The sequence below is a fragment of the Mycolicibacterium sp. XJ662 genome (assembly GCF_053484035.1).
The window spans coordinates 164,695-178,808 of sequence record NZ_JBEFTL010000011.1 but is presented as its reverse complement, the minus strand read 5'-3'; the positions used below and the strand labels follow the sequence as shown (position 1 = coordinate 178,808).

The following is a 14,114-nucleotide window of genomic DNA, read 5'->3' as shown; positions in this document are numbered from 1 at the left end:
ACCGCAGTTACTGGTGCAGGTCGAACCGATCGTTGTTCATCACCTTGGTCCAGGCGGCAACGAAGTCGTCCACGAACTTCTGCTTGCTGTCCTCCTGCGCGTAGACCTCGGCCAGCGCCCGCAGTTGCGAGTGTGAACCGAACACCAGGTCGTTGGCGGTGGCCGTCCACTTGGGCTGGCCGGTGGCCCGGTCGACACCCTCGTAGACGTTCTCGGCCTGTCCGCCCTTCCATTCCGTGCGCATATCGAGCAGGTTGACGAAGAAGTCGTTCGTCAGCACGCCGGGTCGGTCGGTGAGCACGCCGTGCTTGCTGCCGGCGAAGTTGGCGCCCAGCACGCGCAGGCCGCCGATGAGCGCCGTCATCTCCGGAGCGGTCAGGTTGAGCATGTACGCCCGGTCCACCAGAAGCCGTTCGACCTGGGTCTTCTCGTTGGGCCGGATGTAGTTGCGGAACCCGTCGGCCCGCGGCTCGATGACGGCGAACGACTCGACGTCGGTCTGCTGCTGCGAGGCATCGGTGCGACCCGGCGCGAACGGCACCGTGACGTCGAATCCGGCGTCCTTGGCGGCCTTTTCGACCGCCGCGGAACCCGCCAGCACGATCAGGTCGGCCAGCGAGATCTTCTTACCGCCCGATGCGGAACCGTTGAAGTCCTGCTGGATCTTCTCGAGCACCGGCAGCACCTTGGCCAGCTCGGCAGGCTCGTTGACGTCCCAGTTCTTCTGCGGTTCCAACCGGATCCGGGCACCGTTGGCGCCGCCGCGCTTGTCGGTGCCGCGGAAGCTGGCCGCCGACGCCCACGCCGTCTTGATCAATTGGGTGCCCGACAGACCGGACTCCAGCACCTTGGCCTTCAGCGAAGCGATGTCGGCGTCGTCGACCAATTCGTGGTCGACGGCAGGCACCGGGTCCTGCCAGACGTAGGTTTCGCTGGGCGCCCACGGTCCCACGTACCGCGACACCGGCCCCATATCGCGGTGCAGCAGCTTGAACCACGCCTTGGCGAATGCCTCTTCCAGCTCTTCCGGATGATCCAGCCAGCGCCGGGTGATGTCGGCGTAGATCGGGCTCAGCCGCATCGACAGGTCGGTCACCAGCATGTAGGGCTTGCGCTTCTTGGTGGGGTCGTGCGGTTCGGGGATGACGTCCTCGGCGTCCTTGGCGACGTACTGCCAGGCTCCGGCGGGGCTCTTCGTCAGCTCCCACTCGTAGCCGTACAGAGTTTCCAGGAAGCTGTTGTCCCACTTGGTCGGGGTGGGCGTCCAGACCACCTCGAGGCCACTGACCACCGCGTCGGCGCCCTTGCCCGAGCCGTAGGCGCTCTTCCAGCCCAACCCCTGCTGCTCGATGGGGGCGGCCTCGGGTTCGGGCCCGACCAGGTCGGCGTCGCCGGCGCCGTGGGTCTTGCCGAAGGTGTGGCCGCCGACGATCAGCGCGGCGGTCTCCTCGTCGTTCATCGCCATGCGGCCGAACGTCTCGCGGATGTCGATCGCGGCCTTGATCGGATCGGGCTCACCTTCGGGGCCCTCGGGGTTGACGTAGATCAGGCCCATGGTCGTCGCACCGAACGGCTCGGCCAGTTCGCGTTCGCCGGAGTAGCGCTTGTCGGTGCCCAGCCAGGTGTCCTCGAAGCCCCACAGGGTCTCCTCGGGCTCCCAGATGTCCTCGCGGCCGAACGCGAAGCCGGCCGTCTTGAAGCCCATCGACTCCAGCGCGACGTTGCCGGCCAGCACCAACAGGTCGGCCCAGGACAGCTTGCGGCCGTACTTCTGCTTGATCGGCCACAACAGCCGGCGGGCCTTGTCCAGGCCGTTGTTGTCCGGCCAGCTGTTGATCGGGGCGAAGCGCTGGGCGCCCTGACCACCGCCGCCGCGACCGTCGTGGATCCGGTAGGTGCCCGCGGAGTGCCAGCTCATCCGGATGAACAGGCCGCCGTAGTGGCCGTAGTCGGCGGGCCACCAGTCCTGCGATGTGGTCATCAGCTCGGCGAGGTCGCGCTTGAGCGCGTCGAAGTCGAGCTTCTTGACCTCTTCGCGGTAGTTGAAGTCAGCCCCCAACGGGTTGGCCTTGACGTCCTGGGCATGCAAGACCGAGACGTCGACCTGGTTGGGCCACCAGTCCTGGTTCTTCAGCGGGGCGTGCGCCTTCGGGGTCGGGGAGGGAATTACCGGGTTTTCACTCTCGCTGGTGCTCTGAGTCTTCTCCGCTGAATGCGGCGGGCGAGCATCGGATGTCACAATCTTCCTTCCGGTGGTTATCGGGCTGCGATCACGGTTGTGATCGGGAAACTTGCGAAATCGAGCAGTCGGGACAAAGACCCCAGTAGATGACCTCGGCTTCGTCGAGTACAAAGCCGTCGAGTGTGCCGTCGTCGGATGGCGTGAGACACGGCGCGTCGCCGACGGCGCAGTCGACGTCGGCGATGACGCCGCACGACCGGCACACGACATGGTGGTGGTTGTCGCCGACCCGCGACTCGTATCGCGCGACCGAGCCGGACGGCTGAATCTTGCGGACCAGGCCCGCGCTGGTCAGCGCGGCGAGCACGTCGTACACCGCTTGGCGGGATACGTCGGGCAGAACCTTGCGGACGGCGCCGAAGATGGTCTCGGTGTCGGCGTGCGCGTGCGCGTACACCGTTTCGAGCACTGCCAACCGCGGACGGGTCACGCGCAGGCCAGCCCTTCGAAGCTGGTCGGCGTAATCCGGCGTAGAGACCACGACACCAATATGCCGCCGTTTCTGGAATGAGTCAAGAGTGTACCAGGGTATTTCTGCGGGCCGACGGCGACACCACACCCCGTGACCCGGTTGCCGACCGGTTGCTGCGACCACCAAACCGCCCGGTTACCAATCCATTTCGGTTTCACCGGGCGCGGCACGCCGGGCTCCCGTCCCGCGACGACGACGTGGACGCTGGTACTCTCCGAAGCTGCTGTCGCGGCGGCGTGGGAGGAAGCCGCCCGCCAGTCGACGCTTGAGCGTGCCGGACCGAAAAGACCTGTAGCCCTCGCGAAAAGAGTTTTGTGCGCCCGACGGAGATCAGAGCCCTGTCTGGTCTGCGCATCGTCGCTGCCGTATGGGTGGTGCTGTTTCACTTCCGCCCGCTGCTGGAGCAGGCGGCGCCGGGGTTTCGGTCGGCGCTGGCGCCGGTGCTCGACTGTGGCGCCCAAGGCGTCGACCTGTTCTTCATCCTCAGCGGGTTCGTGCTGACCTACAACTACCTCGACCGGATGGGGGAGAGGTGGTCGTGGCGGTCGACGCTGCACTTTCTGTGGCTTCGGCTGGCCCGGGTGTGGCCGGTCTATCTGGTGACGATGCACCTGGCGGCGCTGTGGATCATCTTCACGCTGCATGTCGGGCACGTGCCGTCAGAAGCCGCCGATTCGCTCACGGCGATGAACTACATCAAGCAGTTCCTGCTGGTCCAGTTGTGGTTTCAGCCGTTCTTCGACGGGTCGAGTTGGGACGGGCCGGCCTGGTCGATCAGCGCCGAGTGGCTGGCATACCTGTTGTTCGGCGGTCTGGTGCTGATCGTCTTCCGGATCGCCCGATCGACCAGGGCCCGCGGTCTGGTGCTGCTCGCGGTGGCTGCCGCGATGCCGCCGATCCTGCTGTTGATGTCGACGGGCCAGTTCTACACGCCGTGGAGTTGGCTGCCGCGGATCGTCATGCAGTTCACCGCGGGCGCGCTGCTGTGCGCTGCGGTCTGTAAGTTGCAGCCCTCGGATCGGGCACGACGCGGCGCCGGCTACGCCGCCGCGCTGCTGGCGGCGGGGATCGTCGCCATCCTCTATCTGCTCGACGCGTACCCGGTGGCCAAGATCCCCGATTCCGCCGGTCTGGTCGATGTTCTGTTCGTGCCCTTGGTGTTGACGTTGGCCATCGGCGCGGGCGCGCTGCCGGGGCTGCTGGGGATACGCCCGATGGTCTACCTCGGGCACATCTCGTTCAGCCTCTACATGGTGCACGAGCTGGTACACACCACGTGGAACTGGATGGTCGACCAGTTCGAGCTGCGCCTGCTCGCCGATTTCAACGGCAAGCTGACGCTGTTCGTCATCATCGGCGTCGCGTTCGCGGGCGCGGTACTGCTGTATCACTTCGTCGAGGAGCCTGCTCGACGGTGGATGCGCGGCATGATGAAACCCGGCAGCGACGCGCGCACGGATGCGGTACCCGGCAAGCTCGCGCCCATCCATGTGCCCCGCGAGGAGCGGGCCAAAGCGCTTTCGGCCCGCGCGGTGTGATCAATGTTTGCGCCGTCGCGCAATACGCTGTAGCGGTGAGACGTCTGGTCACCGTCGTAGTCACGCTGGCGCTGTTGGTCGGGTTGGGCTGTCACCGGCCAACCGCGGTCAGCCACAAGGAGATAGTGGCGCTGGGTTTTGCGTTGAACCGCGTCGCGGTGGTCAGCGACTCCTACACCACCGGCGGTGACGAGGGCGGTCTCGGCGAGAAGGGCTGGACCACGCGCGCCTGGCAGATGCTCGCCCAGCGGGGCGTTCCCACCACCGCGGACGTCGGCGCCGAGGGCGGCGCGGGCTACGGCACCCGCGGTAACCGCGGCCATCTGTTCGAGGACCTGACCGCTACGACGGTCCAACCCGACGACACGCTGGTGATCTTCTTCGGCTCCCGCAACGATCGGGGGGTCAACCCTGCCCAGCTGTCGATTCTGGTCTACGGCACCTTCCAACTCGCGCGGCGTATCGCGCCTGCGGCGAAGCTTCTGGTGATCGGCCCGGCCTGGCCCACCGCGGATCCGCCGAGTGACGTGCTGCGGATCCGCGACGTCCTCGCGTATCAGGCCGGTGTGGCCGGCGCGACGTTCGTCGACCCGATCGCCGCGGCCTGGTTCGTCGGGCGACCCGGGCTGATCGGCGCCGACGGCGTGCATCCCACCGACGCCGGACACGTCTACATGGCGGAGAAGATCGCGCCGCTGATCCTCGCCCAACTACCGAGGCGCGTGTGACGGTGACTCTCGGCGCGCGCCTCTACCGGCTGCTGACCCGGCTGATGTCGCTGCGGGTCATCGTGATCGTGGCGGCGCTGTCGGTGGTCGCGTTGGTGATCACCCTGGGCGCCTGGGTCTGGTTCGGTGTCACCAACGATCAGTACAGCCAGCTGGACCGGCGATTGGATTCGGTGAGCAGCCTCGGTGATATCGGGGCGATGCTGGCCACCGCACAGCAGGACGACGCGGAAGCGCCGGTACCCAGTGGCGGGCTGGTGCGCACCGCGCGGGTGGCCGGCGCCACGGTGTCGGTTCCGCCCGACATCGTGCTGCCGGAGTTCGAAGTCGGTTACACCGACACCACGATCGACGGCGTCGAGTACCGGGTGCGCACCTTCGAGGCCGGCGGCGCGACCATCGCGGTCGGCGCGCCGCTCGCCGACACCCAACGCCGCATCGACGAGCTGCACCGGCGGGTCTTGCTCATCTGCGGCGGGGTCATCGTGGGCACCGTGCTGGTCGGCTGGGTGATGTGGCTGATCATGATCAACCCGTTTCGGCTGCTGGCCCAGCAGGCTCGCGCCATCAACGCGCAGTCGGCCCCCGACGAGGTCCAGGTGTGGGGCGTGCAGGAGGCGGTCGAGATCGCCGAGGCCGTCGAGGGAATGCTCGCGCGCATCGGCGACGAACAGCAACGCACCAGGGCTGCGCTGGAATCGGCCCGCGATTTCGCCGCGGTGGCCTCCCACGAACTGCGCACCCCGTTGACGGCGATGCGCACCAACCTCGAGGTGTTGTCCACGCTGGAGATGCGCCCCGACCAGCGCGAGGAGCTGATCGCCGACGTCATGCGCACCCAGAGCCGCATCGAGGCGACCCTGACCGCGCTCGAGCGCCTCGCGCAGGGTGAGCTGACGACCACCGACGACTTCGTGCCTTTCGACATCACCGAACTGCTCGACCGCGCCGCACACGACGCGCGGCGCAACTACCCCGGTGTCGACGTGTCTTTGCCGTCGTCGACGACGGTGCTGATGGTCGGGCTTCCCGCCGGACTGCGCCTGGTCATCGACAACGCGATCGCCAACGCGATCAAACACGGTGGCGCCACCGAGATCCGGCTCAGCGCCCTCACTTCCGGCGAGGGCGTCGAGATCGCCGTCGACGACAACGGGGCCGGGGTTCCAGAAGAGGAACGCGCTCGGGTGTTTCAGCGGTTCTCACGAGGTTCGACGGCGGCACGGTCGGGTTCAGGGCTCGGGCTTGCGCTGGTGGCCCAGCAGGCCGAGATCCACGGCGGTACCGCAAGCCTGGACGCCAGCCCGCTCGGCGGTGCGCGGCTGCTTCTGCGGTTACCGGGACCCCGGTGACGCAGAATCGGCATTAACATCTGAGGATGGCGAAACTCGAGCTGACCCGTGAACTGACGTTGAGCCCGCAGGAGGCGTGGGAGCGTGCGTCCGATTTTCATTCGCTGAGCGACTGGATGACGATGCACGAAGGCTGGCGAAGCGAGCTACCCGACGAATTGACCGTCGGGACAACGATCGTCGGCGTGGCCGGCGCGAAGGGCCTGCGCAACCGGGTGACCTGGAAGGTGAAGAGTTACGATCCGCCAAGTTTTCTCGAGGTCACCGGCAACGGTGTGGGCGGCACCAGGTACGGCATGAAGATGAAGGTCACGCCGACCGAAACGGGCTGCACTTTCACGGTGACCATCAACCTCGGAGGGGCGCCGCTGTTCGGTCCGATCGGTGCGACCGCCGCGCGTGCGGTCAAAGGGGATATCGACCGCTCGATCCAGCGATTCGAGGAGCTCTACGGCGGGTAACACGGTGTCGTGTCACAAACCGCGGATTTGACCGTTCTCGACCCTAGGACCGGCGACACGGTCAGCCGGATCCCGATCACCGACAACCACGCGTGCGGGGACGCCGTCGCGCGGGCCCGCGCGGCGTTCCCGGCCTGGGCGCGCACGCCTGCCGCCGAACGCGCCGCCGCGCTGAGCGCCGCCGCCGAAGCCGTGCGCGCCGCGTCCGCCGAACTGGCCGAGCTCAACGAACGCGAGACCGGCAAGCTCGCCGATGACGCTCGTGGTGGCGTCGCGGCCGGTGCGGGCACCCTGGCGCAGTACGCCGAGCTGGGCCCGCTGCACGGGGGTCGCAGCCTGCAGGGTGGTTGGGGCGCAACCGATTTGATGATCCCCGAACCACGTGGGGTGGTCGCGGTGCTGACGCCGTGGAACGACCCGGTGGCCGTCGCCGCGGGCCTGTTAGGAGCCGCGCTGGTCACCGGGAACACGGTGGTGCACAAGCCAAGTGAACGCTGTCCGCGCACCGGGCGCCGGTTCGCCGAGTTGCTCGCCGAACAGCTGCCGCAGGGTGTTCTCGAAATCGTCGACGGGGACGGGGAACTCGGCGCCCAGCTGGCGGCCTCCGAGGAGGTTGACGTCGTGGCGCATGTCGGTAGCACCGCTACCGGCCGGGCGATCGCGCGCTCCTGCGTCGAACGCGGCGCCAAGGCGGTGCTGGAGAACGGGGGTAACGACGCGCTGATCGTCGACGCCGGGGTGGATCCGCGGTGGGCCGCCGAGCAGGCCGCGCTGGGCGCGTTCGCCAACGCCGGGCAGATCTGCGTCTCGGTCGAGCGGGTGTACGTGGTCGAGTCCATCGCCGAGGCGTTTCTCGACGAGTTGGTTGCCGAAGCCCGCGTGTGGGGTGATCGGATCGGGCCGATGGTGGACAGGGCGCAACGTGGGCTCGTGCACGATCAGGTCGCCGGCGCGGTCGCCGAGGGTGCGCGGGTGTTGATCGGTGGCGCACCGCGCCCGGGAAAGGGCGCGTTCTACCCGCCGACCGTGCTCGCCGACTGCGCACCGCACATGGCGGTGTTTCGGGAGGAGACGTTCGGCCCGGTGGCGCCGGTCCGGGTGGTCGAGTCCTTCGAGGCCGCATTGAGCGAGGCTTGCGACGACCGCTACGGGTTGGCCGCCACGGTGCTGACGCCCGATATGGCCCACGCGCAGCAGGCGTGGCGCACGCTGCCGGTCGGCACCGTCAAGATCAACGACGTGTTCGGGGGAGCACCCGGCGGCGCGTCCGAGCCCCGCCGCGCCAGCGGCAACGGTTTCGGGTTCGGCCCCGAACTGCTCGACGAGTTGACCGAGATGAAAGTTGTGCACTGGTCGCCGCCCGGCTCGTCAGCAAACGTTTGCTAAACGGTCGAAGCGCACCGTCCGACCCCGCGATATCGCGTCGATCGATGAAAACGCATCGGCGCCAAGTTAATTAGCGCATCGTCACTTAGCCGTTGTCGCAACCAGATTTTTGACCTTTCTGTGAAATTGCTGTCTTGATCATGAAATTCGCCGGGTACCCGGAACGCACTTGACCGGTTGGTCTCAGCAACGTCGGGCACACAGGAGAGGAACTACGGCGATGACGAACCAAGGATTGACACCTGACGAGTTGGCGGCCGAGATGGCCGTCGCACTACCCGACAAAGAGGTCGTGTCCATCCTCGACCTCAACGTCGACGTCGACGTGTTCCTCGACGTCGCCTCGCCGATCGACCTCGCGGTGGCCGCGCAACTCAACGTCGGCGCGCCGATCGACGCTGCCGCGGGCGCCAACGTGCTGTCCTTCAACTCGACCGCAGGCGCCATGGTCGAGCAGACAGCGCAGGTCGATCAGCTCATCGAGGCCGACGCGTTGGCGGTGGCCGACCAAGACAGCGCCATCGACCAGAGCGACGTCACCGACGGCGATCCCACGCCGCCCGATGACAACGACGACGACGGCGAGGTGGAGGTCGGAAACCTGGCCACGCTCGAGGGTCCGCTGCTCAACGTCGACGTCAACGTCGATGTCGACACCGATCTGACCGCCCCGATCGCCGGCGCCGTGGCGGCCAACGCCAACGTGGCCGCACCCATCAGCGCCGCGGTGGCCGCCAACGTGCTGTCGATCGACTCCGATGCGGACGCGATCGCCACCCAGGATGCCGTCATCAACCAGGAACTCAGGGGTGTGACCAGCGCCGAGGCGATCCAGGTGTCCGACGTCGTGCAGGGCACCTCGCAGCCTGACGCCGACGGCAGCACCGACACGGCGGTCGGCGACGCGACGGGCGGCGAGTCCGCCGCAGCGTCGGGCGCCAGCAGCGGCAGTGACAGTGATTCCGGTGGTGCCAGCGGTTCGAGCGATTCCGGTGGCGACGGCGGGGGTTCTGACGGCTGAGCGCGCCTGAAACCCGCTGAGCCGTGGGGAGTGCCCAGGTGACCGCGACGGCCGAGCGCGTCGTGCCGCGACGTGCGGACGGTGTCGAACTGATCGGTGAACTCGAGGGATCGGGTCATCGGGTCGCGCCCGGACTGGTCCGTCGCGCCGACGGCCAGGCCCTCGCGTTGACCCCGTTGCTGTACGCGACGCTGCGCGAAGTCGACGGCCACCGCACGCCGGAGGAGGTCGCCGATGCGGTGACGGCGGCGACGGGCCGCAGCGTCAACGCGGACAACGTCAGCCACCTCGTCAAGCAACGGTTGGCACCCATGGGCCTGACGGCCCTCGCCGACGGCAGCGAACCGCAGGTGCAGAAGCGAGATCCGTTGCTGGGCCTGAAGTTACGGCGCACGATCACCGACCCGGCCCAGACCCGACGCCTCACCGATCCGTTCCGGTTCCTGTTCCGCCCACCCATCGTCGTCGCCGTGCTCGCGGCGTTCGCGGTGGTGTGCTGGTGGGTGTGCTTCCACAAGGGGCTCGCCGCGGCGGCCTACGACGCGTTCGAACGTCCTGGGCTGCTGATCCTGGTGTTCGTCGTGACCGTGCTCTCGGCCGGCTTCCACGAGTTCGGCCACGCCGCGGCCGCCCGATACGGCGGCGCGACCCCCGGTGTGATGGGTTTCGGCCTGTACCTGGTGTGGCCCGCGTTCTACACCGACGTCACGGACTCCTACAGGCTCAGCCGCAGGGGACGGCTACGCACCGACCTGGGCGGGTTGTACTTCAACGCCATCGTCGCCGTCGCCATCACGGCCTTGTGGCTGGGCCTGCGCTACGACGCGCTGCTGCTCGTCGTGGCCACCCAGATCATCCAGATGATCCGGCAGCTCACCCCGATGGTCAGGTTTGACGGCTACCACGTGCTGGCCGATCTGACCGGCGTGCCCGACCTGTACGGCCGGATCAAGCCGACCCTGCTCGGCATGCTGCCGTGGCGGTGGCGAGAACCGCAGGCAAACCAGCTCAAGTGGTGGGCGCGGATCGTCGTGACGGTCTGGGTGGTCACCGTGGTGCCGTTGCTGATCGCGATGCTGGTGCTGGCAGTCGTCGCGCTACCGCGGTTGCTCGGTTCGGCGTGGGCGGCCGTGGGCAAGCAGCACGACGTGCTCAGCAGCGCATGGACAGACGGCGATCTGGTGCAGGTCATCGCGCGCGTGCTGGCGATGATCGCGATCGTGATCCCGATGGCCGGCATCATCTACCTGCTGCTGCGGGTGGCCCGCCGCATCGGCACCACCGCATGGCAGTCCTCCGCGGGCAAGCCGGTACAGCGCGCCGTCGTGGGCCTGCTCGGCGCCGCCGCCCTGATCGGCATCGCCTACGCGTGGTTCCCACACGGGGAGAACTACCGGCCGATTCAGGCCTCGGATCGCGGCACGATCAGCGACATCGTCTACGCGCTGCGGGTCGAGGCGATGGGTGAGCCGCGGCAGGCGGTCACCAACGCCCCGCGCCCGGTCGCCGCCACCCAGCCACTTGCCGCCGGGCAGCGCGGTGTCATGCAGGCGCTGTGGGACACCCGCACGGCGCCGCCGACGTTCAACTCCCCACAGCTTGCGGTCGTCGTCATACCCCGCCACGTGACGTCCGTGGCGAACGGCGGCGGATTCTTCACCACGGGGGCCGCCGCCGCCACACAGGACGACGTCGGCTGGGTCTTTCCGTTCGACAAGCCGATCGCTCCGGAACCCGGTGACGGCAACAATCAGGCGCTCGCGGTGAACACGACGGACGGAACAGTGGTCTATGACACGGCTTTCGCGCTGGTGTGGACCACCGACGAGGAATACGCGATGAACGTCAACGAGGCGCACGCGTACGCATCGTGCAATTCGTGTGCTGCGGTGGCCGTCTCCTATCAGGTGGTCTTCGTCATCGATCAGGACGACACCAACGACAACGTCGCGGTGCCGCAGAACTTGTCGGGTGCGCTGAACTACGAGTGCGTCAACTGCATGACGGTTTCGCTGGCCCGACAGCTGTTCGTCACGCTCGACGAGGAGCTCTCGGCAGAGGCCAGGGCCGAACTCGAGGCGCTGTGGGTGGAGATCGACGCCTACGGGGACGATATCGCCGCCGGGAAGGTGCCGTTGAACGAAATCGACGGCCGCCTCGACGAATACACCACCGAGATCATGTGGATCGTCGAAGAGGACCAACCGGGAACGTTCCCGTCGCTCACCCCGACCACCGCTGCGCCCACGCCGACGCCGGTCTCCGTCGAGGAACCGCTGCCGTCGGTGCCCAGCCCGCCCAGCAGCACCACTACCGCCGCGCCGGAGCCGACACTGACCACCGTGCCCGCCGAGCCCAGCGAAACCACCGTCGAGGAAACCACTTCCAGCCCGACGACGACGAATGACCCGACACCGACGCAGGATTCGGTGACCAGCGAGCCGACCACTGAGAGCACGGGCGTCGAGGACGCGACGACGGCAGCCGATACGACACCGGATGACACCGCGTCCGACGCCACCGATTCCGCCGACACGTCGTCGGGCGAGTCATCCTCGGACGGGTCGTCTTCGGACGGGTCGGCGTAGCGGCGTCAGCTCGCGGGCTGATCCTCCTTGCGGATGAGCCGCTGCAGCGCCTCGCGGTCCGAGGCCAGCAGCTCGTCGATGCGCGGCTGGTTCACGTCGGCGACGATGATCTCGCCGACCTCCTGGTAGACGTCGCGGAAGATCCCGTGGGACTTCATCTTCTCGGTTTGGTAGATGTTGTCCTCGGTGGGCGTGACGTAGTAGACCACCTCGGCCTTGAAGCGGTGGATCAGCCACAGATGGATGATGTCCATCAGGCGCTTCTGCCGCAGCTTCTCGGCGAAGGTGTTCTGGTCGCGCACGGTCAGGATGCTGCGGCCGTGCCGGTCCTTGATCGGGTCGACGATCGCGTTGGCGAGCTTCTCGCTCTCGCCGCCTTCCCGCTCGCCGAAGATGCCCAACTCCAGCACGTCGGACCCGGGCCGGGTCGGCCGCAGTTGCACGCGCAGCGTCTCGTCGAGTTGGTAGTGCTTGCTCCACAGCGCCAGCCATTCCTCGAGCAGCTTCTTGGGCACCTCGGTCTGCACCAGATGCTGGTGCTGTGTGGAGCCCTTGCCCATGGCCTTCGTGGTCGCGGTGCGGCCCGACGACGCGGCCAACGCGGCGTCGCTTCGCGGCCCACCGACCAGCGTTTGCGGTGTGCGGTACGGTGATTCGACCAGCCGCATCTTCCGCTGCAGCCGCGCCAGCGCCAACATGCCGTCCTGTTTGAGCGCGGTTGCGAACTCCTCGGAGGCCACCCCGTCGACCTGGTGGCCGCCGTAGGTGATGAAGTTGAAGACGAAGCCCATCTTGGCCAGTTCCTCGGGGAAGGCTCGCATCTCGTCGTCGGTCATCCCGGTGGTGTCCCAGTTGAACGAGGGGGACAGGTTGTAGGCCAGCATCTTGTCGGGGAATTCGGCGTGGATCGCCTCGGCGAACTCGCGCGCGTCGGCGAGGTCGGCCGTCTTGGTCTCCATCCAGAGGATGTCGGCGAACGGCGCCGCCGCCAGCGATTTGGCGATCGCATACGGGATGCCGCCGCGGACCTGGTAGTAGCCCTCCGGCGTCTTGGCCAGCTCGCAGTCCCAGCCCACGGCCGCGCCGACCTCGCGGGCTTTCTCACGCGCGGTGTACATCGGCGCCCTGGTCGCGAACTCACGCCAGTCGTCGACGCTCATATCGAGCTGTTCGCCTTCGCTTTCCCGGAATTCGAGCAGCTCGGCGACGGCTTCGCCGTAGGTCATCAGCCCGGCGTCCAGCTGCCAGGCGTCGACGAACTTCGACTCCACCTCGTCGAACAGGGCATCGAGTGACTGCTGCGGATCGTTCTGGTAGGTCGAGACCGCCTCGCTGACCGCGTCGGCGATGCCGTGATGCTGCAGCCAGGCGCCGGCGGTCTCGTACTCGCCTTCGGGCAGCGCGTAGAGCAGGTGCCCGTTGAGTTCGGTGACGCCCAGCTCATAGAAGCGGCGCATCATCGCCAAGTAGCACGCCTTGTACGACGGGATCCTCAGGTTGGTGACCCCGAGCAGGAACGGTTGGTCCCGCTCGTCGGCGCGGCTGTCGATCAGGTTCGCCGCCTCGGCGTCCGTGCGGGCCACGATGATGCCGGGCACGCCCATCACGTCGAGTTGGAAACGCGCGGTGTTGAGCCGCTTGATCTGTTCGTCCGACGGCACCAGCACCTTGCCGCCCTGGTGTCCGCACTTCTTGGTGCCCGGACGTTGGTCTTCGATGTGATACCCGGGCACGCCGGCCTCGACGAACCGGCGGATCAGGTTGCGCACGTGCGGATCTCCGCCGTGGCCGGTGTCGGCGTCGGCGATGATGAACGGACGGAAGTCGGTCGCCGGTGTCGCGGCGCGTTGCTCTTCGGTCATCTGCAGCCGCAGGTAGTGCTGGTTGCGGTCGGCGGTCAGCAGCGCCCGCACCAACCCGGCGGCCTCCTCGGGCACCTGGCTCAGCGGGTAGCTGGCCAGGTCGGGTCCGGGGTCCTCGGTGGTGGATCCCTTCGCCGACGTCGCCCAACCCCCCAGGTAGATCCCCTCGATGCCGGTGCGCTTCATCGCCACCGCCTGGCCGGGGGAGTACGGGCCGAACGTGGTGATGCTCTTCTTCTGGGCGTACAGCTCACGCAGCCGGGCGTAGAAGGCGGTGGCGGCCTCCCGCGCAATGATGTAGTCCGACGGGATCGTGCCGCGTTGCTCGACGACCTGCCGTGCGGTGTAGAGCCGGGTGATCCCCTCGAATCGTGGGCTGTCGAAGTAACTCTGAGTGGCGGCGACGGCGCGCTCGGACGGTGTCTGAGGCGCTGCATCCGCTTCGATGATGGCCATGAAATCAG

10 protein-coding genes are annotated in these 14,114 nt (G+C 67.5%); 7 read left to right on the top strand and 3 right to left on the bottom strand.

Going from position 1 to position 14,114, the window contains the following annotated elements:
- Positions 1-7: 7 nt before the first annotated feature.
- A complete protein-coding gene (gene katG, locus ABQE93_RS23455) occupies positions 8-2,239 on the bottom strand; it encodes a catalase/peroxidase HPI (protein ID WP_448410829.1) in 2,232 nt (743 codons plus the stop codon).
- Positions 2,240-2,270: 31 nt separating this feature from the next.
- On the bottom strand, positions 2,271-2,723 hold the full coding sequence (locus ABQE93_RS23450) for a Fur family transcriptional regulator (RefSeq protein ID WP_448410828.1): 453 nt from the start codon (positions 2,721-2,723) through the stop codon (positions 2,271-2,273).
- A gap of 305 nt (positions 2,724-3,028) precedes the next feature.
- Between ABQE93_RS23450 and ABQE93_RS23445 the strand changes: the two genes are divergently transcribed.
- From ABQE93_RS23445 to ABQE93_RS23415, 7 genes are all read left to right on the top strand, one after another.
- Positions 3,029-4,252 (top strand): acyltransferase family protein, encoded by a 1,224-nt coding sequence (locus ABQE93_RS23445; RefSeq protein WP_448410827.1) that lies wholly within the window; start codon positions 3,029-3,031, stop codon positions 4,250-4,252.
- Between the two features lie 35 nt (positions 4,253-4,287).
- A complete protein-coding gene (locus ABQE93_RS23440) occupies positions 4,288-4,980 on the top strand; it encodes an Rv0518 family GDSL lipase (protein WP_448410826.1) in 693 nt (230 codons plus the stop codon).
- Positions 4,981-5,024: 44 nt separating this feature from the next.
- Positions 5,025-6,332, top strand: coding sequence for a sensor histidine kinase (locus tag ABQE93_RS23435; protein WP_448410853.1), 1,308 nt, complete (start codon positions 5,025-5,027; stop codon positions 6,330-6,332).
- A gap of 26 nt (positions 6,333-6,358) precedes the next feature.
- Positions 6,359-6,793 (top strand): type II toxin-antitoxin system Rv0910 family toxin, encoded by a 435-nt coding sequence (locus ABQE93_RS23430; RefSeq protein ID WP_448410825.1) that lies wholly within the window; start codon positions 6,359-6,361, stop codon positions 6,791-6,793.
- Positions 6,794-6,802: 9 nt separating this feature from the next.
- Positions 6,803-8,179 (top strand): aldehyde dehydrogenase family protein, encoded by a 1,377-nt coding sequence (locus ABQE93_RS23425; protein WP_448410824.1) that lies wholly within the window; start codon positions 6,803-6,805, stop codon positions 8,177-8,179.
- A 220-nt stretch (positions 8,180-8,399) separates the two neighbouring features.
- Positions 8,400-9,200, top strand: coding sequence for a peptidoglycan-binding protein (locus ABQE93_RS23420; RefSeq protein WP_448410823.1), 801 nt, complete (start codon positions 8,400-8,402; stop codon positions 9,198-9,200).
- Between the two features lie 38 nt (positions 9,201-9,238).
- On the top strand, positions 9,239-11,788 hold the full coding sequence (locus ABQE93_RS23415) for a M50 family metallopeptidase (RefSeq protein ID WP_448410822.1): 2,550 nt from the start codon (positions 9,239-9,241) through the stop codon (positions 11,786-11,788).
- A gap of 5 nt (positions 11,789-11,793) precedes the next feature.
- On the opposite strand, the gene aceA is transcribed toward ABQE93_RS23415, so the two are convergent.
- Positions 11,794-14,106 (bottom strand): isocitrate lyase ICL2, encoded by a 2,313-nt coding sequence (aceA, locus tag ABQE93_RS23410; RefSeq protein ID WP_448410821.1) that lies wholly within the window; start codon positions 14,104-14,106, stop codon positions 11,794-11,796.
- Between the last annotated feature and the right edge of the window lie 8 nt (positions 14,107-14,114).

What these genes read in the sequence shown, in the direction of transcription:
- ABQE93_RS23435 (WP_448410853.1), top strand. Translation starts at nt 5,025, where the DNA reads ATGTCGCTGCGGGTCATCGTGATCGTGGCGGCGCTGTCGGTGGTCGCG.
- ABQE93_RS23430 (WP_448410825.1), top strand. Translation starts at nt 6,359, where the DNA reads ATGGCGAAACTCGAGCTGACCCGTGAACTGACGTTGAGCCCGCAGGAG.
- ABQE93_RS23420 (WP_448410823.1), top strand. Translation starts at nt 8,400, where the DNA reads ATGACGAACCAAGGATTGACACCTGACGAGTTGGCGGCCGAGATGGCC.
- aceA (WP_448410821.1), bottom strand. Translation starts at nt 14,106, where the DNA reads ATGGCCATCATCGAAGCGGATGCAGCGCCTCAGACACCGTCCGAGCGC.